The organism is Bdellovibrio sp. BCCA (assembly GCF_037996825.1).
GTDB lineage: Bacteria > Bdellovibrionota > Bdellovibrionia > Bdellovibrionales > Bdellovibrionaceae > Bdellovibrio.
Genome location: NZ_JBBNAC010000001.1, coordinates 1,233,994 through 1,253,444 on the forward strand (window position 1 = coordinate 1,233,994; position 19,451 = coordinate 1,253,444).

Annotated in this window: 16 protein-coding genes and 1 tRNA gene; 9 read left to right on the forward strand and 8 right to left on the reverse strand. The window is 44.7% G+C overall.

All coding sequences use genetic code 11. The features are described from left to right. Positions 1 to 84: 84 nt before the first annotated feature. The 4 genes from AAAA78_RS06085 to AAAA78_RS06100 form a co-directional block, all read right to left on the reverse strand. Positions 85 to 4,164 carry a tail fiber domain-containing protein gene (locus tag AAAA78_RS06085; RefSeq protein WP_340590897.1) on the reverse strand — a complete coding sequence of 1,360 codons (4,080 nt, stop codon included), beginning with the start codon at positions 4,162 to 4,164 and terminating at the stop codon, positions 85 to 87. 67 nt (positions 4,165 to 4,231) lie between these two features. Then, positions 4,232 to 6,928, reverse strand: a complete 2,697-nt coding sequence (locus tag AAAA78_RS06090; RefSeq protein WP_340590898.1) for a hypothetical protein — start codon at positions 6,926 to 6,928, stop codon at positions 4,232 to 4,234. 68 nt (positions 6,929 to 6,996) lie between these two features. Then, positions 6,997 to 8,274, reverse strand: coding sequence for a sensor histidine kinase (locus AAAA78_RS06095; protein ID WP_340590899.1), 1,278 nt, complete (start codon positions 8,272 to 8,274; stop codon positions 6,997 to 6,999). Between the two features lie 111 nt (positions 8,275 to 8,385). Then, positions 8,386 to 8,790, reverse strand: a complete 405-nt coding sequence (locus tag AAAA78_RS06100; RefSeq protein WP_340590900.1) for a J domain-containing protein — start codon at positions 8,788 to 8,790, stop codon at positions 8,386 to 8,388. 260 nt (positions 8,791 to 9,050) lie between these two features. Here AAAA78_RS06100 and AAAA78_RS06105 point away from each other — a divergent pair, with 260 nt between their 5' ends. From AAAA78_RS06105 to ahcY, 3 genes are all read left to right on the forward strand, one after another. Further along, positions 9,051 to 9,440 carry an SWIB/MDM2 domain-containing protein gene (locus AAAA78_RS06105; RefSeq protein ID WP_340590901.1) on the forward strand — a complete coding sequence of 130 codons (390 nt, stop codon included), beginning with the start codon at positions 9,051 to 9,053 and terminating at the stop codon, positions 9,438 to 9,440. A 132-nt stretch (positions 9,441 to 9,572) separates the two neighbouring features. Further along, positions 9,573 to 10,337 carry a type I methionyl aminopeptidase gene (map, locus tag AAAA78_RS06110; protein WP_340590902.1) on the forward strand — a complete coding sequence of 255 codons (765 nt, stop codon included), beginning with the start codon at positions 9,573 to 9,575 and terminating at the stop codon, positions 10,335 to 10,337. A 24-nt stretch (positions 10,338 to 10,361) separates the two neighbouring features. Further along, positions 10,362 to 11,768, forward strand: coding sequence for an adenosylhomocysteinase (gene ahcY, locus AAAA78_RS06115; protein WP_340590903.1), 1,407 nt, complete (start codon positions 10,362 to 10,364; stop codon positions 11,766 to 11,768). A gap of 309 nt (positions 11,769 to 12,077) precedes the next feature. On the opposite strand, the gene AAAA78_RS06120 is transcribed toward ahcY, so the two are convergent. From AAAA78_RS06120 to AAAA78_RS06135, 4 genes are all read right to left on the reverse strand, one after another. Beyond that, on the reverse strand, positions 12,078 to 13,211 hold the full coding sequence (locus tag AAAA78_RS06120) for a DNA alkylation repair protein (protein WP_340590904.1): 1,134 nt from the start codon (positions 13,209 to 13,211) through the stop codon (positions 12,078 to 12,080). Between the two features lie 6 nt (positions 13,212 to 13,217). Then, positions 13,218 to 13,739, reverse strand: coding sequence for an oligoribonuclease (gene orn / locus AAAA78_RS06125; RefSeq protein WP_295904416.1), 522 nt, complete (start codon positions 13,737 to 13,739; stop codon positions 13,218 to 13,220). A 78-nt stretch (positions 13,740 to 13,817) separates the two neighbouring features. After that, positions 13,818 to 14,228, reverse strand: coding sequence for a response regulator (locus AAAA78_RS06130; protein WP_340590905.1), 411 nt, complete (start codon positions 14,226 to 14,228; stop codon positions 13,818 to 13,820). Positions 14,229 to 14,335: 107 nt separating this feature from the next. Next, entirely contained in the window at positions 14,336 to 14,611 is a 276-nt protein-coding gene (locus AAAA78_RS06135; RefSeq protein WP_295904419.1) for a heavy-metal-associated domain-containing protein, read from the reverse strand. 199 nt (positions 14,612 to 14,810) lie between these two features. Between AAAA78_RS06135 and AAAA78_RS06140 the strand changes: the two genes are divergently transcribed. The 6 genes from AAAA78_RS06140 to AAAA78_RS06165 all read left to right on the forward strand — a co-directional run bounded on the left by AAAA78_RS06140 (position 14,811) and on the right by AAAA78_RS06165 (position 19,421). Continuing rightward, positions 14,811 to 14,887: transfer RNA gene (locus tag AAAA78_RS06140), tRNA-Asp, on the forward strand. Positions 14,888 to 14,986: 99 nt separating this feature from the next. After that, a complete protein-coding gene (locus tag AAAA78_RS06145) occupies positions 14,987 to 15,403 on the forward strand; it encodes a nuclear transport factor 2 family protein (RefSeq protein WP_340590906.1) in 417 nt (138 codons plus the stop codon). Between the two features lie 13 nt (positions 15,404 to 15,416). Then, positions 15,417 to 15,935, forward strand: coding sequence for a YaeQ family protein (locus tag AAAA78_RS06150; RefSeq protein ID WP_340590907.1), 519 nt, complete (start codon positions 15,417 to 15,419; stop codon positions 15,933 to 15,935). Positions 15,936 to 16,045: 110 nt separating this feature from the next. After that, the gene (locus tag AAAA78_RS06155) at positions 16,046 to 16,513 is read left to right on the forward strand and encodes a DUF899 family protein (RefSeq protein WP_340590908.1); all 468 of its coding nucleotides are present in this window, start codon (positions 16,046 to 16,048) and stop codon (positions 16,511 to 16,513) included. 184 nt (positions 16,514 to 16,697) lie between these two features. Next, entirely contained in the window at positions 16,698 to 17,663 is a 966-nt protein-coding gene (locus AAAA78_RS06160; RefSeq protein WP_340590909.1) for a S1 family peptidase, read from the forward strand. Between the two features lie 39 nt (positions 17,664 to 17,702). Continuing rightward, entirely contained in the window at positions 17,703 to 19,421 is a 1,719-nt protein-coding gene (locus AAAA78_RS06165; RefSeq protein WP_340590910.1) for a DEAD/DEAH box helicase, read from the forward strand. Positions 19,422 to 19,451: the final 30 nt, after the last annotated feature.

Sequence of the window (19,451 nt, forward strand, 5' to 3'; positions counted from 1 at the left end):
CGGAGGTCTGACTGCGCAGAACTGCCAAAGGCCTTTAAAGCCAGCAAATCCCACGCAGATTCGTTTTTCCTACGATCTTTAAATTTACTTTTTTTGATTCTGACTTGAGTGCAATGCTTTTTCTATTTGCTCTAGACGCATTTTCATTTCGGCGTTGTCGGCTTTGAGTTTTTCGGTTTCTTTTTTTAATTGTAGATTCTCTTCTTGGATTGAGGCTATGGAGCGGTCTACTTTTTCGTTTTGGTCTTGCCACTTATTGTAGAATTCTTTGAGGGCGGCGATGACTGGTGCGACTAGGTTTGAATAGCTTACTGATTTGTAGCCGTCTCTGTTGTTTTGGACTACTTCGGGATAGATTTTTTCTATCTCTTGGGCGATCAAACCTACTTGTTGTTTTTTGTCGTATTTTTCTTGGTCTTTCCAGTTGTAGGTTACGGGGCGGATTTGTAAGACTTTTTCTAATTGGTTGTCCATGGTGTGGATGTCTTTTTTCAGGCGTTCGTCTGAGGCTTGGCTGAGGGTGCCTTTGATCCACATATTTCCTACGTTGGATACGGACATCAATGTTACGCCGGCGCCGAATGTTCCGTTGAACAATGCGAAGGTTCCGTCTGTTTCGTGGGTCATGTGGATGTTGCTGGAACCTCCGTCGTTACCCAACATCAAAGAGGCGTAGCCGGTTCCCGATGTGATGTGCAGTTGCGCTGCTGGCGTCAGTGTTCCCATTCCTACTTTTCCATTCGGGGAAAGTGCTAATGGCGAAATGTAAGTCGCGAAGGAGCCTGTTCCTGATTGATCGGCGTCGAAGCGTAGCTGGGCTCCGTCAAGAGGGACGCGCCAATATTTTCCAGGGACTGCGCCTTGATCTGTTTCAGTGAATGCTAAAGGAACTGCGGCGTCATCAATGCGCACGGTGCTAGCTACATGTAGTTTGGCGGACGGGGTAGTTGTCCCTATACCCACGTTACCTGCATTCATTGCTGTGACTAACGCGTATCTGTTTGTGATCGTACCGGCACCTGTCGGAGCAGAGATGTAAAGACCTTGCCATGTATCCAGTGTCATGCCGCTGGCCACAACAGGAGCTTCGATGTTAACACCCTTAAGAATGTACGGAGCATTGCCGTTGATATTGGCGTTGGCAGCTGTGATCTGCGCGTCGAATGATGTCGGTGCTCCGGTAGCTGTAGCAGAGCGAATATACTCTGCGCGCAGAACTTGGTTGGAGCCTGAATTAGCTGTGCTGTTGTCCGTGTATCTATAAAAACCTGACGTATTAATCGAGGCATTTGCTGAAGACGTCGTATTTGTCGAAGTGACATAGTGAGTGGAAGTTTGTCCGGTTAGTAAATTCGAGACGATATGCACAGGATAAGTCGGCGCCGCCGTTCCAATACCGATGTAACCGCTCGACGTGATTCGCATGCGCTCTGTGCTTCCTCCGCCGACTTTATTTGTGGAGAAGGTCATTGGTTGTGCTTGGAAGGTGCTGATGTCAAACGTATTTGTCGCGTTTGATTGGAGGTAGGTGATGGTTCCCCCTGCGGATTGCCCCCAAACTCCCAAGTAAACTTTATTCGTTCCCGCATTCAAAGTCAGAGAAGACGCGCCTGTTGCATCTGTATTGGAGGCTTGAATCCCACTCGACATTGCACTGAAACTTATATCCAATGGTGTCGCGGGATTTGCAACCCCGATTCCCACATTTCCTCCGGATAAAATCGTCATGCGTGTTGATCCACCTGTTTTAAATGCTAGTGAATAAGCGTCGTTTGTTCCAAGTGTGGCGTTGCCCCCAAAACTATTTCCACCATTTGCGAAAATTCCTGAAGCCGAGTAGTTCGTGCATCCCATCACGCCAGCCGCATCAAAAGTCACGAGCTGCCCAACAGCGCAAGTGAATGCGGTGATTGTCGAGCCAGTAACATCACTAGCAAGAAGTCTATTTGCCGTCAGTGAAGTAACTCCCGTACCGCCTTTTGAAACCGGTACAGCAGAAGGGAAGTTTGCCGGATCAGCACTGATAGTTCCTGATGTGACAGCGATACCCGCACCGACTTGCACGGCACCTTTTGCTGAAGTGGTGGCGTCGTTAATTGAAATCGCTGGTGTTGTTGAGCCTGTTGCAACGACAATCGGTGCCGTACCTGTAACATTAGTCACAGTTCCATTTGTTGGAGTGATCCACTGAAGACCTGAAGCTTGCGCTGAGTTTGCTGATAACACTTGTCCATTTGTACCAACAGGCAAACGAATGTCATTCGTTCCGTCGTGAACAATCAAGTCACCTTTTGTTGTACTTGGAGAAAGACCGTTGAAGGCAGCGGTCGCCGTCGTTTGTCCCGTACCACCATTTGCAATTGGTAAGGTACCTGTCACTTCAGTTGCTAAATTTACAGCAGCACCATTGCTTGCAGCTGTTAAACGACCTTGAGAATCGACTGTGATATTTGCACGAGTATAAGATCCTGCAGTCACAGCTGTATTTGCCAATGAAATAGTTCCAGTAGAAGTAATCGGGCCACCACTAAGCCCTGTACCTGTCGCAATATTTGTAACGGTACCGCCAGCATTGGTATCTGTATCGCTCGCGCACTCCCAACGAGAGTTAGCAGCAATCCATTTTAAAACTTGTCCATCAGTACAAGCGACATTGTTCGGTTTATATGTTAAGTATTTTGATGCAGCACTGTTGATATCACCGTAATCAAGAGTCACAGCACCAGTTTTAGATGCAACAGAAGTCACAGGAAATGCAATGGCAGTATTTGAAGCCGCCGTTAAGCGTCCTTGAGCATCAACCGTAAAAGTTCCCACTTGTGTTGTTGAACCATAGGAACCCGCAGTCACGGCAGTATTCGCAAGTGAAATGGTTCCTGTCGTAGTAATAGGCCCGCCACTTAAACCAGTACCAGTTGCGATATTAGTAACAGTACCTCCTGCATTTGAATCCGCCGCAGGAGCCCATTTCGTTCCATCATATTTCAAAATTTGGCCAGAAGTTAATCCAGTTGTATCAACGTCTACACCTTTAATCTTATTAACGGAAACAGCTCCAATAGTGCCACTCACATCACCCGCAACAGAAACATTGATCGCCTGACATTGAAAAGACCCAGAGACAGAATTCCAATACGGCGTCTGATGAGCAGCACAGTTCGCACTCCCAACAGCAGAATTAAACGCAGCCACGGTATGGTAATTATTCAAAGAGGAATTCAAATTAGTAACATCACTCATCCCAATGGCAGCCCCAATCCACTGAGTGCCATCAAACTTCAAAAAATTTCCATTTGTTGGTGCAGCACTAGCAACTGCAACATTTTGAATCTTCGCCACAGAAGGATTCGGATAAGTTCCAGACAAATCTCCACCCGCAGCTCCCGTAGGAACGCGAGCATTCGTAAAACGAGAATCATCTCCAGCCGCGACGGTTCCCGCACCTGTGCCAACATTCAAAGTTACAAGGGGAGTCGAAGTGTTGTTCGTAATTGTTACATAAGAGTTCCCCGATGTAACATTAGTCACGGTCCCGCCACTCGCACCAGTTACAGGAGCACAGACGAAAGTGCTTCCATTCCAAGATAAAAACTCATTGGAATTACACGTCGGCACACTCGTCTTTAAAAGAAAATCCGTAGCGATATTAGTTCCCAATTTCTTCGCAGAAAGTGCATAAGCCGAGTAGGGTACGGAACGAATCACATTGTCCGGAGAAATCAAACGCCAAGCGCTGCCGTCGTGAAACTGCGCTCTTAAAAGGCGACCATCCGTTTGCACCGGAGAATAATTGCTCGTGCTATCAGAGCAAGTATATCCACTGCAAGCTCCGCAAGTGAAAGTCGAAGAGTTGTTGAAAGAATCAAGAACCGTAAATCCACCGCCTAAAGGGTAATTGACTCCACCTTTTCCGATGGGAACGTCAAAGACGCCTTTAGAGTTCGCCATATTTACACCAGTCACTTGCTCTTGATAGATCACGCATTGACCGGAAGGATCCATGATTTGAAAAATGAAACTGACATTGGAATATTCCAGCGGAGTTCCGTCAGATTTAATAATACGACCTTGATAAGTTAATGAAGACGGAGAAGCATTGCCTTGTATTGGGAAAATAGAAAGCGAAGCGAGAAGTAAGATACCAAGTAAGTACAATGATCTCATGGGGAACTTATCGGAATTTTGTCAAAAAAACTTCACTGTTCCCGAGAGTTGCCTGTCTCAAAATGAGCTAGTCGCACTGATAAACGGCGCGCAACTTAAAAAGACTTCCTGGAGTTGTAAGGCTGAAATGAAATCCGCCATTTGTGGCGACACCGGCGACCCCATATCCAGGAGACTCTCCCGGATTTAAGACCTGCCAATCTGTATCGTTTCCTGAAGCCACTGCTTGAGCAAGGTAGCTCAAACAATTTCCCGAAGGAAGTCCGTTGTCACATTCACCTGTCGTCCAATAGTGCCATGCTGTGTTTGTGCCAGCATCCAGATTGATGGATGTACTATTATAAGAACACACCGTCATGCGGGCTATAGTTCTTCCGCCGTATTTCACAGAGCCATTGATTTCTAATTTGGCTGTTGGAGCCGAAACTCCGATTCCAGTGTTTCCATTTTTTAAAACAACCACGGCGTTGGAGCGTGCGCTTGTTGAAGTTCCGTTACCGATAACAAACAAAGGGTCGGTCGCGACAATCGCCGTAGGATTTTCGGTGCCCGTGGTTGCGCTGTACATTCCGACTGAAATCTGATTAATGGCGGGTGCCAAATTATTTCTTCCCAAGGCTGTTGAAGCAGTGCCCGAGGCCACAGTGTCCGCTCCCATAGCAACTGAAAACATGCCACTTGCAGTGACGGTATTTCCGATAGCAACCGCACTTTGTGATGAAGTTGCAAGAGCCGCAGTTCCTAAGGCGACAGAGTAAGGTCCATTCGCAGTATTTCCGCTTCCTATAGCCACGGAATTGGCTCCGTTGGCAGTGGTGTTATAACCAACAGCCAGCGAGTGAGTTCCGATGGAAGCATCATCCCACTGAGTGCCAGTAACTGATCCGGCACGAAAAGCACCTTTGCGCGGATACCAGATCATGCGTGTGCCAGCGCCACTTGATGCTAAAGTGCGACCTAAAGCGAAATCTCCTTTGGCAAGAATTCCGCCGTCGTTTTCTAAAGACAGTCTAAACTCAGGTGCGTTCGTTCCAACTCCTAATTCACCACTGCTTGTAAGGCGCATGCGTTCAGCCACCGTCGTTGCACCCGAAGGCGTCGTTTCAAAAAGAATATTTCCCGCCGAAGATGTCGCCGTGAAGTTTTCAGCCGCCGCAAAAGTAATTTGCGCTGACTTTCCAACATTCCAGGCAGAATCCGTGGCTCCGTATCCTGTCAAATACAACATTTGATCCTGAGCTTGCAAAGAGGCGGGACTTGCTTCGCTTCCTCGGAAGGCCATTCCCATATAGGAACTTCCAATTCCCGAGTTCGTATAACTTTGCGCAATCACCCCGGCATTCCCAGCTCCCGAGCCGTTGGTTTTTACAACTTGCAGATAAACGCTGTCAGTGCCGCGCACGTCTAACTCTTCTGATGGAGAAGAAACACCAATACCGACAAGACCACTGGAAGAAATTTTCATGCGGGAAATATTATTTGTTTCAAAGGAAAGCGCTTGAGAATCATTTGTTCCCACGCTTAACGTTGCACCCGTGCTATTTCCGCCGTCTAAAAGGGCACCACTGGCTCCCGTTGGAAGAAGAGAAGCGGGAACCCGACCGGAGCCATCAAGTTCAATCACATTTCCTGCGGATGTTCCTACATTTTTTGTTGCTGCAGTTCCGAGTCCCGTGACTTGAGAATTCGCAATTGAAATCGAAGTGCAAGACAGCGAATCGGTAATCGCACTCCAAGTCAAAGTTTTGTCAGCCGTCGCACAGGAACTTGGCATCTGTGTCGCACCCGTGACCGTCGAGCGAAGCTGACCCAAACCAAAATACTGAACATCCCATTGAGTGCCACCATAGACGAACGCTTGGCCCGCTGAAGGTGTGCTATTTGATACCGCGACGCCTTGAATTTTTTCAACCTTCGTTCCGGCACTTCCTGAAGTTGAAGTGACGTCTCCAGAAAGGTTGGCTGTTGCGCCAACATTATCGTCTGCCGGAGCCCAATTCGTTCCGTTGAATTTCAAAACTTTTCCCGAAGCATTTCCGGTCATAGAAACAGCGACGCCTTTGATTTTATCCACACTCGTTGCTGATTGAGTGCCAGAGACATCTCCGCTTAAAGATCCCGTAAATCCCGCAGAGCTTCCAGAAATATTTCCACTCACATTGCTTCCGGAAACAGACGGTGTGGTGCACTCAAAGGTTCCAACGGGGGCGATATGTCTTAGGTATTGTCCAGCCGTACAAAGAGGAACTGAAGATTTTAACAAAAAGTCCGCGGCAGAGTTGTTCCCCAGTTTTTGCGCCGACTTTGCAACAGCCGCAAAGGGGACAGCGCGAATTTCACTGTCGGGAGTGATCAATCTCCAACCAACACCATCAAAGAACTGCACGCGCAACAAACGTTTGTCATCTAAAACGGGTGTGTAGGTGCCTCCGCTTTCGCAGTTATATGTCGTGGAGTTATCAAAACTGTCGAGGAGTTTAAAGCTCGGTGTTCCGGGATAAGCTTTTGTTCCCGTTCCGATGGGGACATCAAACACGCCCTTGGAGTTTCTCATGTCGATGCCATTGGAAATTTCGCGGTAGATCGTGCAGGAACCCGTCGGATTGGTGATAGAAAATTCGAATTGCACGCCATTCACTTCAAGAGCGGTTCCCTGAGTGTTTTGAATGCGGCCTTGATAGGTGAGAGAACCCGGAACGCCCCATACTCTCTCGACCGCCAGTAAGACCAGCAATGAATGCACCAAAAAGTTCCGAATATTCATAGAGACCTTATCGGTCTATTCCGAGGAGGCCTTCACTTTGCAAAGTTATATTGGTTCGCTGCGAGACTCTATACTGTCGTTTTAGCCAGAGGGAGTTTCAAAGTGACACGAGTACCACGAGGTTGTGTCTGTGTGGCTTTTTCTTGAGAGTGGATTTCAATCGTTCCATCCATCATCTGTAAATATTCTTTTACAAGTGGCATGCCGTAGCCAGTGCCTTTTTCTCCTTGAGTTCCAGAGCGAGTCGTTTGCGCATTGAGATTGAAGATCTGATTGAGAATATGCTCAGGAATCCCAATGCCATAATCTTGAATTTCGATGATAACCTGTTCATCGGTCGAATACGCTTTAAGATCAATGCGATCCCCCGGATGAGAGAACTTAATGGCGTTGTTCAAAAGATTTAATAGAACGACGTTGCTCAAGATGGTTTTTTCACCGTTGATCAACATGCGATCGCGGGAAATATCCAAAGACAGCTTGATGCCTTTTTTCTGAGCCACACCCAAGGTGCTCTCGTAGACTTCGTGCAAAACCAGGGTGAGAGAGATCGGCTTCAAAGGCAGAGCAGCTTTTCCATCTTTAACAGATTTTAAATGCCGCACCTGCGCAAGCAGATTGTTGATATCATCCACAGCCTTTTCAATTTTTTCAAACTCCAAAGAGCTGATGCTGTTCTCGCGATCTTCTTTGGCTTTGACCAAATTGTAAGTCATCGAAGAAAGAGTGTTAGCGATGTCATGAATCAAAACGCGTAAAAGGTTCTCGATATCGAGATTTTTCTCCATGAGGCGTTTCATAAAACGTTCTTCGCCCATTATATATTGATGCGTCGTAAAGCAGGAGAAGATCAGAAAGGTGACAAGGTTAAAGAGCTTTTCTTTTCCGTAGTCGCCATAGTCTGCAATAACATTCGGTCCTAGGTCGTTGGCCTTAAGATACCAGAAAAAGATGATGATCGAAGCAACGATGAAGTAACCCACCACGGCGCCAGGAAGTCCGATCAAAATTCCCAAGACCAAAGGAACGGCGGCAAGCCAAAAGACCCCTGGGGCGTCTCCTCCTCCGGCCGTGTAAAGCAGATAAGTGAGGAGGCTGATGGAGACAGTGCCTAGAGAGATCGCCGAGTAAAGATAGTTCTTGGTGAATTTAAGGGCTAAAGGCGGGAGCAACAAGAAAGCCAACCATCCCGGGATGAGGACAGGGTTGTATTCGGAGATTTTATATTCGAAGTTATATTTGACGATATAGACGAAAGATACAGCGACGCCAATAAAGTAAATAACTTTAAAATAGGTCAGTCGTTTTTTATACGCATCCTCAGATGTGAACTCTAAGTCATACATGGTGCCATCGTCTTCCGCTGTGTTTCTACTATGAATATCGGTTCTATAGTAGAAGTACTGAGGTCATTTCAACAATGTAATCTTGTTTAGTGTCTTATATTAATACAAATTTCACGGCACAAGTGAGCGAAGGTTTTCATAATGGTCCTTCAGCTCAAGAAACTGCTGCACGTTGCCGCCTTGGTCGGGGTGAAGGATCATCGCTGTTTGGCGGAACGCTTTCTTAAGCTCAGAAGCCGTGAACCCCTCTGAGAAGTCATGGATCCAAGTCTTGAGGAACTCATAGGAAAGTCTTTGGGAAGCAGAGAGAGTATGCGGCTTTCTCTGAGGACGAACCTTCGGTGCTGGGTATTGTCCTCGCGGTGTTTGGAATTCTAAACGATTGATTTGTCCAAGCAAATAAGCAAGATGCAGAGGATCTGCGTGCAAGTTTGCAGAGCTATTTCCCTGGGAAGAAGAGCTTGTTTCACCCATTTTCTCTCGAAGAATTTGCTTAAAACTTGCTTGAAAACTCATGCCTTTCTTATCGGTTGCACCCTCAATCTCCTCAGTCCAGAAGGGGTTTTTCCATCGAGAAATGGCCCTTTTTCCTAGGGAAAAGGGGGTGTTTGGGAGGGGAAAAGCCAGTTTTCCGAGGGAAAAACGGGGTAAATCTGCTTCCAGTGCGAAAAAAAAATGATTTAGCATGCATTTTTTTTTGGACAAACGCCTCGACTTAGATACACACTAAGCTCATTCGTATAAACGAGACTAAAAACCTAACGGAGGAATTTAGAATGGCAAAAGCTAAGAAAGCTACTACTAAGAAAGCTGCAGCTAAAAAAGCTGCTCCAAAAAAAGCTGCTAAGAAAGCCGCAGCTCCAAAAAAAGCAGCTGCTAAAAAAGCAGCAGCTCCAAAAAAAGCTAAGTCTGCTCGCAAACCAAATGCAGCATTCATGAAAGCTTTGACTCCATCTGCAGCTTTGGCAGCAGTTGTTGGCGCTTCTCCACTTCCACGCACTGAAGTTGTTAAAAAACTTTGGGCATACATCAAGAAGAACGGTCTTCAAGATGCTAAGAACAAAAGAAACATCAATGCTGATGCAAAACTTAAAGAAGTTTTCGGCGGCAAAACTACAGTTTCTATGTTCGACATGACTAAACTTGTTTCTAAGCACTTGAAATAGTCTTAGAATCAGTTTTAAAGCTGAACAAGATTCAAAAGCCTGGGGAAACCCGGGCTTTTGTTATTTCTGAGCCCCGTCTCATCGGTGTTTTGGCCTATCCAACCCAAGGTCGCTGTGTTATAAATCCCCTCTATGGGAATCAAGCCTCTGTCTTTAGAAGAAATCAAAAAAATGACTCGTGCCTGCCGTATCGCGGCCGATACTTTGACCTACCTTGATAAGTACATCAAAATCGGCATGACGACGAACGAGATCGATCAACTCTGCAATGACTTTATGATGAGCAAAGGCGCGAAGTCCGCTTGTTTGGGATATCATGGATATCCTAAGTACACTTGCACTTCGGTGAATGAAGTGGTCTGCCACGGTGTTCCTGATGATAAAACGGTTCTTCAAGACGGCGACATCATCAACGTTGACGTAACAGCTTGGATTGATGGTTTCTTCGGTGACACGTCAAAAATGTATATGATTGGTGATGTTTCTGAAGACGCGAAAGATCTTGTCGAGACCGCTCGCATGGCTCGTGATCGTGGGATCGAAGCGATCACTCCCAACGGTTGGACCGGAGACATTGGCTTTGAAACCAATAAACTTGTAACCCGTAAGGGCTATACCACCGTAAAAGAGATCGGCGGCCACGGCGTTGGACGAATCTTCCACGAAGAACCCTTCGTGCCCTCTTTCGGTAAAAAGGGCAAGGGCGACCGTTTAGTTCCTTTTCACTGCATCACGGTAGAACCGATGGTCAACCAAGGAACTGACGAGATCATCGAATACGCAATCCCTGGATCGAGCATTAAGTACTATCATACTGCGGATGGTCTATTATCCGCACAGTTTGAACATACGGTACTTGTGACAGATACTGGATACGAAATTTTAACATTACCTTAGAAAACAACCAAAGGATCAATATCAATGTCACTAACGACAACGAACGGAAAATCCGCTATGAAAAAAAATGTAAAAGCAGCTCCAGCAAAATCTGCAGTTAAATTGCCTTCTGGCGATTTCAAAGTTTGCAAAGAAGCGATGGAGAGCCAAGAAGTTTTCGATAAATTGGCAAAATGGGGTCGTGAAGAAATCAAGATCGCCGAAACTGAAATGCCAGGTTTGATGTCTCTTCGTAAAGAGTTCAAAAAATCTCAACCACTTAAAGGTGCAAAAATCGCGGGTTGCCTTCATATGACAATCCAAACGGCGGTTTTGATCGAGACTCTTATCGAGCTTGGTGCTGAAATCCGTTGGTCTTCATGCAATATCTTCTCAACTCAAGATCACGCAGCAGTTGCTATGGCAGCAGCAGGCATCCCAGTATTTGCTTGGAAAGGTTTGACTGAAGAAGAATTCAACTGGTGCATCGAACAGACAATCGTAGGTTGGGGCAAAGAAGGCTTCAACATGATCCTTGACGACGGTGGCGATTTGACAAACATGATGCATGAGCCACGTTTCGCTAAAGAATTGAAAAAGATCATCGGTATCTCTGAAGAGACAACAACAGGTGTTCACAATCTTGAAGTGATGTTGAAAAACGGAAAATTGAAAGTTCCAGCGATCAATATCAATGACTCTGTAACAAAATCTAAATTCGACAACTTGTACGGCTGCCGCGAATCTTTGGCAGACGGTATCAAGCGTGCTACTGACGTGATGGTGGCTGGTAAAATCTGCGTTGTTGCAGGTTACGGCGATGTAGGTAAAGGTTCTGCGCACTCATTGCGTGGTCTTGGTGCCCGCGTTCTTATCACTGAAATCGATCCTATCTGCGCGCTTCAAGCGGCGATGGAAGGTTTTGAAGTAACGACGATGGATGAAGCTGCAAAGATCGGTGATATCTTCGTAACAGCAACAGGCTGCTGCGATATCATCACTGACAAGCACTTCAACTCTATGAAGAACAACGCGATCGTGTGCAACATCGGTCACTTCGATATCGAAATCGATATGGCTTGGTTGAACAAGAACTCAAAAATCCGCGAAGTAAAACCACAAGTAGACATCCACACTTTGAAAAACGGCAAACAAGTGATCATCCTTGCTAAAGGCCGTTTGGTGAATTTGGGTTGCGCAACTGGACATCCAAGCTTCGTGATGAGTAACTCATTCTCGAATCAAGTTTTGGCGCAAATGGAACTTTTCAACAACCGTGATAAGTACCAAGACATCGCTGTCTACCGTTTGCCTAAGCACCTTGATGAGAAAGTGGCGGCTCTTCATCTCGAAAAACTTGGTGTTAAGCTGACTAAGTTGACTTCTAAGCAGGCTAAATACTTGCACACAAGTCCTAACGGTCCGTTCAAGCCGGAACACTATCGTTACTAATCTAACCCGCTTTGGGTCTTAGAGGGGGCTGTGCTGCTGGCAAAACGCTCAGACAGTCCTCGCGCTTTGGGGAGCCGTGCTGGCTCCCTTTTTTTTATTTTCTTTAGTCTTCTGATTTCTACTGCATTTCTTTCTTGGCGCTGCGGAACTCGGTTTTGCCAGCAGCACAGCCCCCTCTAAGACCCAAAGCTGGAGATTTTAACTTTAGGGTTTGGTGAAGGGTCTTTGGAGTGTGCGCGAGTTTGCGCGTGGAAGGACTTCAACTTTCTTTCGTTTTGCGCTTTGGGATCTGGCGCCCTGGCGGCGCGTTTATTTTTTTAGATTGAACGGGACTTTGGCTAAGAGTTTTCCGTTCACCATTATTTCTAGATAGTGTGTTCCCGGGTAGTACACTCTTGTGGTTACTGGTTTGAATGAATGTTTCTTTTTTATTGGTAAGACTTCTTTTGTTTTTAGGCTTTTTGTTGTTAGCTTAAAAACTTTCGGGCTTGTTTCGCCGTTGGATTTTTTGTGGTGGATTAAATAGTCTACCATGATTTGAGCGGCGGCTGTGCTTGCTAAATCAAACGAGAATTCTAGGTGTTCGCCGATGCGGATTTCTTTTTTCTCTAGCTTTAAATTTTTGACTTCGACTTTGCCTTTGTTTTCAAAGCCCAAAAGTTTTAGTGCTTCTGGATGGCCTTTTTTTAGAAGTGTTCTTAAGGCGTGTCTGACGATCCAATCGATTTTTGGTTTTTGTTTTGCTGGCGCTTCCTTCAACCATTTTTGTGCAGTTTTAATTGCAATCGCCGGATGATCTTTTGAGATGTCATTCAAATGGTTGGCTACGGATTTTCTTACGTACAATTCGTCGTCGTATTTTAGTTTTTCTAGAAGTTCAATTGTTGGAGTTGGGTCTTTGATGAAAGATCTCAACTGTTCACCCCACGGCAATCTTGGTCTTGAACCTTCTGAAACCAAACGTCTTACGTGATGGCTGGGATCTTTGGTCCACTTGTGCAGAACTTTTAATGTCTTTGCTTCTTCTTGAATCAAGAAGGGGCGGATGGCGAATTCGGCTGTGAATTTTTGTGTGAACTCGTGCAACGCTTTCATCGATTCGTCGAAATCTTTTAATCCGTATCTATGCACGTATTCTGTGAAGGCCCAGAGATCAAAACCTTTTAAGGGTTCTACTTTGGGAGCTGGTTTTGCTGTGGCGTCGATAAGAATATCTAGGGCTGTTGTGTAATCCTGTGGCAGGTGCTCTTTTAAAAAATCGCAGATCAACTTCATTCTGGGTTTCATTTCCAGAGCGGGGAGTTGGCTGCTTAATTTATTAAAAGCTTTGCTGTCAAATTCCGGATAATGAAATGCGATATGCTTTGCTATGCGGGCCACGAGACCGGCATTGATCCAGTTTTTAAATGCTGATTCCGTTTCGATCTCGTTTTTTTGTGGCATAGGTTCTTAGAATTTCAATTTGTCGCAGTACGCGCGAAGTTCTTGAATGCTCTCACGGATGTCATCAAGCGCACGGTGTTTGTTGGCTTTTTGATATACGTAATTGAATTTGTTGTTGATGATCACTTTCCATGAAGACACGTCCACCATGCGATAGTGCAAGCGTGGAGAAAGATCCTTCATGTACTTATCAATGAAAAGACGATCCTGCATGATCGAGTTTCCCGCAAGCACCGGGCGATCTTTTGGATCTGGAAAATGTTTTTTCACCATGTCGACAAGCTTTGCTTCGACTTGATCTGGGTCCATGCCGAAAGGAACTTTTGCGGTGAGACCCGATTTCTTGTGGTGCTCTGTATTCCACGCATCCATGGCGTCTAAATACTTTTGCGGTTGTTTAACAACGGTTTCAAATGTGTCGAGCTCTTTAAAGTTTAAATCAGTAACGATAGCTGCAACTTCGATGATCACTTCTTTTTCGACATCGAGACCTGTCATCTCCATATCGAGCCAAAAAAGTTTCTGCATGAGGAAATCCTATTCTAGGGTCTTTGACCCGAAACTTCCTCTATGATGATGGATTTAAGGTGTAAAAGACAAGAAGGTTTACGGCTTCTGTTGCCCCATGCCGGAGCGAAGGGCGTTCTCTACCGTGCTAATTAGCGCTCGCTCATCCCACGGTTTGTCAATGAACGCATACACGCCCAAGCGCTGGGCTTCCAAAACCATTTCTTTTTGGCCGTAGCCCGTGTGAATGATGAATGGAATGTTGAGCCCGTTTTCGCGCATCCACTTTAAAACTTCGAGACCTGATTTTTTAGGCATTTTTTCGTCAGAAAGAACAGCATCGAACTTTTGTGATTTTAAAAGATCAATACCCTCAAGACCATTTGCGGCTTGTTGAATCTCACTGGCAGACTCTTCAAGCAGAGCCATTAAAACTTCACGCAACTCGGACTCATCATCGATGATAAGAAGACGTCCTTTGCTTGCTATGTTTTCAGAATTGTTCGTCATAAGAGCATTATGACAAAGATTAAGAAAATCGTCACCGCCAGAGAGGCGATGACGTCGTCAAATTATTTTGTGCAAAAACAAAAGTTGTTAAGAACTCTTTAAAATGTTTATTTGCTTTTTGTTGAGCCAGTGACTTTGTATTCGCCAGCTTTAGAAATCGCCGCTTGGATTTGCTCTTGAGAAATATTGATTCCTGTTTTTGGAGAAATCACTACTTTACCCATAGTAACGTCGCATTTTTCCAAACCATCCATTTTGCAAACTTGAGCTTTGATGGCCTTCGCGCAAGATCCGCAGTGCATGCCTTCAACGGCGTAGGTGATTGTTTCTGCAAGAGCAGTTTGAGAAAGTAACAAAGCTGTCAAAACCAGAGCTTTTTTCATGGGGTTCTCCTTTGGATATGGGAAACTACACTATACCCGAAATCGGGCTTTTCCAAGGGGCCAATTTGCTGAAAAAGAGGGCATAATGAGCCTTGTCATGCCCAGGGTTCAGAGGAAAGAGCGGGTATTTTAAAGGGATCGTAAAAAAGTGTTGAATTACGCGGTCACTGTAGCTATAAAAGATTCTCCAAATCGATGTGGGGTGGTAGTTAAGTTGGTTATAACGTCCGCCTGTCACGCGGAAGGCCGCGGGTTCGAGTCCCGTCCACCCCGCCATTTTTTAGCGAAAATGGCCGACCTCACAAACGATACAAACGATGGAATATAAAGGAAGCTTCGGCTTCCTTTTTTTATTTCCGGGTGTTTAGATAGTCTATGCCCACAAATCAAAACGCAAACTCGCAAAACGAAATAGAAGTCCTAAAAGAACTCTACGCGGCGATCAACCGAAATGACATTCCTGCGGTACTTAGGTTGTTTGATCCCGAGATCGAGCGCATCGAGCCCGAGGGATTTCCATCTTCCGGCACATACCGCGGGCTTGAAAAAATAGAAGCGCATTTCTCTCAAGCGCGTGCCACTTGGGCGGAGGGAAGTTGCGAGCCGGAGCAGTTCTTTGTTTCTGGTGATAAAGTTGTCGTGTTTGTGTGGGTTCGCGTGAGGTTGAAAAATAATCCTCAATGGATTGACGCCCATATCGCAGATGGCTTTACATTCCGAAATGGCAAAGTCATACAGATGCGTACTTTCGTAGAAAAGCAGCAAGCTTTGAATTGGGCTGGTATTAAGTAAAAGGAGCACCTCAGTGCTTTATCGTTTCCAAATTGAGTTCTCGGATATTGATCGCGGCGTTTATGAGTCTCTGGATTTTCGCGTGGCTCAACATCCTTCTGAAACTTATCCTTATATGCTTAGCCGGGTTCTTGCTTATTGCTTAGCTTATCAAGAGGGACTTGAATTTACACCGGGAGGACTTGCTGATCCCGAGGCCCCCGCATTACGTAAACTCGGAGGTCATAACTCCATCGATCTTTGGATCGAGATCGGCAATCCTTCAGCAAGAAAACTCCACAAAGCCACGAAGGCTGCAAAAGATGTGATGGTCTTCACTTATAAGAATCCGGAAGTTCTTTTAACTGAAATTAAAAACAACGAAGTTCACCGCGCTAACGAACTTCAGATATTCTCCTTTGATTCAAAATTTCTAGATTCTTTAGGGGCGCTTACAGAAAAGAACAACCGTTGGTCATTGCTGTTTCAACAAGGTCAGTTGGACCTAACTGCAGGAGACCAAACCTTTTCAAGTGAGCTTAAAAAGTTTTAGAACTAGATAGTTTCTAAACTTGTCCCTGCGTCGTTAACAAATGGCAACGCTGTTTTTTTGACATGAACAAATTTAAAAGGTTCGATACGATTTTTTTATGAGGAGCATTTATGGCTAAAAAATCCTTACCTAAAATCGTGTCTGAAAAAGCTTTTCGTAAAGCGGTTGAAAAGCTGCGCGTGAAAGAAAAGAAGAACACCAGAGAACGCGACAAAGTCAGTGCTCTTCGTCGTCGTCTTCCGATGATGGAAATGAAAAATGAATACATTTTCAAAGGCCCTTACGGTGAGAAATCCCTGTTGGATCTATTCGAGTGTCGCAAGCAGCTTACTTCTTTTAACGAAGATCTTGGCATTGATGGCAATCGCGAGCACGCCTTAAGCGTCTTTGTTCGTGATGGAAACAAAGTCTACCGAACTTACTACACTGGAGGACGGGGAGTCGAGTACATGGGAACACCGTGGGCCATTTTGGATATGACTCCATTCGGTCGCCAAGAAAAATGGGAAGACTCACCGAAAGGGTGGCCACAAACTGAAATGTACACTTGGTGGCAATTCCATGATGAGTACAAATAAGCTCGTTATAGAAGAATAATTTCAAACCTGTAGAGGATCTTGACAGTAAAGACGCATGAGGCGCTGTTTGTCTTTATTTGTGGAACACAAAAAATGTCAGTCTCAGGAAGTAAATTCAAAAGCTCGCCCGACGTCTTTCGTAAGAATGGCTCCGCACTTATGATGCTCGCAGTTCGGAGTAAATATGAAAAATTCGTCAGTGAGCTCATTCATTTTATGTCTGCCTTTCTTATTCATGGCTATTTCCTGCTCAAATCATGAACCCTCTAAAGAAACGGTAGCTCCGGCGTCAGCCAGCAGCAGCATCGTCGGCGGAGAAGAAATCACTTCTCTTAATTCAGAAATCGGTAAACACACCGTCGCCATTTTAGCCAACGGCGGGGCTTGCACCGGAACTATTATCCGCAATGATCTGATCTTAACGGCAGCACACTGTGTTCATAAGGTGGCTTACAAGAATCAAATTTATTTTACTCTGAATATAGAAGACACAATGATGGAAGGCGATCCAAGAGCGTACGTCAGCCTCGTCGACCCGGAAACGGGTGAGAAATTTATTTTGCATAAGTCAGCGCGTTTGGCTTCCAAAGTCATCGTTAACGATCTTTATAATGAGAACGAGGAAGAAGCCTCTGTTGAAAATGATACGGGAGATTTAGCTTTGTTGAAATTCGAAGGTGGTTTGCCTGCGGGATATCAGCCAGCTCGTCTTTTGGATAATACCAAGCTTTTAAAAAAGGATGCATCCATTCAGATTGCGGGATTTGGTGCTGTCGAAACTGGCGTGGAGGAGATTTCGGAGCAAGACCGTCATAGATATGAAATGCTAGGCTCTGTCGTTGTTGAAGACGAAGGAAAACTTTATGCAATTTCGTATGCACAAGGATCTCAACTGAAGACCGCTGAAGTGAAATACGAAGAAGAAGCACCGAATGAAATCGTCGCGTTTTCACAAAATGAAAATGGGGCGGCTTGTTCCGGTGATTCCGGTGGCCCCGCATTTATCAAGAATAACAACGGCGAATATCTTCTCTTTGGTGTCGCCGCAATGTCAGACATTACTTGTTCAAGTACGTCGTACTACACCAATGTGACATCGCCAAAATCAAAAAAATGGCTAAATCAATCCATAGAACAAATGGATCGATGATTGTGAGAAAAGTTTAAGCTTTCAAATGAAAACTCCGATGTGTTTATCGGAATGAAGCCAAAAATAAAAATAGAAACGAATGCTCTTCTCAAAATGATACAGACTGAGAAACGGGCAGAGTACGCTAGATATAAATTTGAAATTGAATCTCCCCTAAGCAGTATCTGCGATAGCGGTGATGCTTTAGGTCCCTTGGTCTTGGCGGAAAAGCTTGGATTTTCTCGTTGGAGACTATCCGGTGAGTTTTTCTACTGCCGGTTTAGAGCCGGAGAGCGTGTCGAAATTCGAGCTCAAAAACCAAATGCTGACATCTCCGTCCAATTTAGTGACGGTTGGAAAGTGGAGACTATTAAATATCCTGCGCCAGGAAAAATTGAACTTATCGTCTCGGGAGAGAAACCTTTAGACGATGATCAAGTTAAAGAAATATTTCTTTTTAAAAGTTCTTCGTCTTCTTTTAAGAACATGTTTATTAAAAAAATTAGAGAAATGCCAAGCTCGGATGCCACTATTCTATTGGGACGAGGGAAGTATGATCTAGCTGTAAAGAATCCTCAATTTGTAGAGCTATATGAAAAGCTAAACGATGTGCAAAAGAGCGCAATTCACTATTTAGTTGGTAACAATTTGAGCGGTGCGGTCCAAGGACCACCAGGAACGGGAAAAACACATCTGCTTCAAACCGTTATTTCTTTGGCTTTACATTCTGATATGAGAGTCTGCGTGGCCTCGTTTACGCATTCGGCTGTAGATAATTTATTAGGAAAAATTGTGGGAGATGATTTTAAACATGAATGGGCGAGGGTTGGAGATTCCGGAAGGGTTCGAAAAGAGCTTTATCAAAAAAACACGGAAAATATAAATTTTATTTCGCCGAGTTTTAAAATGGAAGAAAGCGATCCCAAATTGGTTGGGTCTACTCTTCACAAACTCGCACTTGGTAACAACTCTCTCAAATTTGATTTACTAGTTATTGATGAGGCAGGGCAAGTGCCGCTTTTCTTTTGGCCATTTATTCAACGTATGGCAAATAGACTGGTGCTCGTTGGAGATCAATTTCAAATGCCTCCGGTTTTATCTTCTCGCCAAGAAACTTTACCTTTTGATAATGTTTTTTCCTTATGTATTAGTGACGAAACTCCCATGCTTGAAATCCAATATCGTATGAGAAGAGAAATTCAAGCATGGTCTTCCGAAAAGTTTTATAAAGGAAAATTGATTCCTCATGTTTCAGTAGCTAATAGAGATTATTTTTCTCATAGCCCAGCATTCTTAACTGATGGTTTTGTGGTACCAAAGCAGTTTGTCTCTGACTCGTCCGGTAAATATTCTAAGAAAGAGGCAGATTTTATTGCCGACAAAATAGATAAGTTAATAAAAGGCAAAGAGAACATAAACAATGTTGGTGTTATATGTCCTTATCGTGCACAAGCGGGCGTCGTGAATGCGGCACTTCAAAATAGATTTGGTGTCGATGTCGCTTCTAAGATTCTTGTTGATACAGTAGAGAGATTTCAAGGACAAGAAAAGGAAGCAATATTTTTGTCGTTCGGTAGTGCTGGTAAATCTCAAGAAGATCTTCGATTTCTATCCGATCCAAGGAGATTGAATGTCTCAGTTACTCGGGCAAAATCTAGATTTTATTGTCTCTACAATGCTGATTTATTTGAAAATTCATATGGAGCACAGTCACGAGATTTGAATGAATTTTTGCGATGGGTTCGGCACGGAAAGACTTATATAAAAAAAGCGGCTTGATTTCAGGAGAGTATAGTTAAATCAGATAAT

Coding starts and splice junctions, on each gene's coding strand:
- ahcY (WP_340590903.1), top strand. CDS start 10,362: ATGTCACTAACGACAACGAACGGAAAATCCGCTATGAAAAAAAATGTA.
- AAAA78_RS06130 (WP_340590905.1), bottom strand. CDS start 14,228: ATGACGAACAATTCTGAAAACATAGCAAGCAAAGGACGTCTTCTTATC.
- orn (WP_295904416.1), bottom strand. CDS start 13,739: ATGCAGAAACTTTTTTGGCTCGATATGGAGATGACAGGTCTCGATGTC.
- AAAA78_RS06105 (WP_340590901.1), top strand. CDS start 9,051: ATGGCAAAAGCTAAGAAAGCTACTACTAAGAAAGCTGCAGCTAAAAAA.
- AAAA78_RS06120 (WP_340590904.1), bottom strand. CDS start 13,211: ATGCCACAAAAAAACGAGATCGAAACGGAATCAGCATTTAAAAACTGG.
- map (WP_340590902.1), top strand. CDS start 9,573: ATGGGAATCAAGCCTCTGTCTTTAGAAGAAATCAAAAAAATGACTCGT.
- AAAA78_RS06095 (WP_340590899.1), bottom strand. CDS start 8,274: ATGTATGACTTAGAGTTCACATCTGAGGATGCGTATAAAAAACGACTG.
- AAAA78_RS06100 (WP_340590900.1), bottom strand. CDS start 8,790: ATGAGTTTTCAAGCAAGTTTTAAGCAAATTCTTCGAGAGAAAATGGGT.
- AAAA78_RS06145 (WP_340590906.1), top strand. CDS start 14,987: ATGCCCACAAATCAAAACGCAAACTCGCAAAACGAAATAGAAGTCCTA.
- AAAA78_RS06160 (WP_340590909.1), top strand. CDS start 16,698: ATGAAAAATTCGTCAGTGAGCTCATTCATTTTATGTCTGCCTTTCTTA.
- AAAA78_RS06085 (WP_340590897.1), bottom strand. CDS start 4,164: ATGAGATCATTGTACTTACTTGGTATCTTACTTCTCGCTTCGCTTTCT.
- AAAA78_RS06090 (WP_340590898.1), bottom strand. CDS start 6,928: ATGAATATTCGGAACTTTTTGGTGCATTCATTGCTGGTCTTACTGGCG.
- AAAA78_RS06135 (WP_295904419.1), bottom strand. CDS start 14,611: ATGAAAAAAGCTCTGGTTTTGACAGCTTTGTTACTTTCTCAAACTGCT.
- AAAA78_RS06155 (WP_340590908.1), top strand. CDS start 16,046: ATGGCTAAAAAATCCTTACCTAAAATCGTGTCTGAAAAAGCTTTTCGT.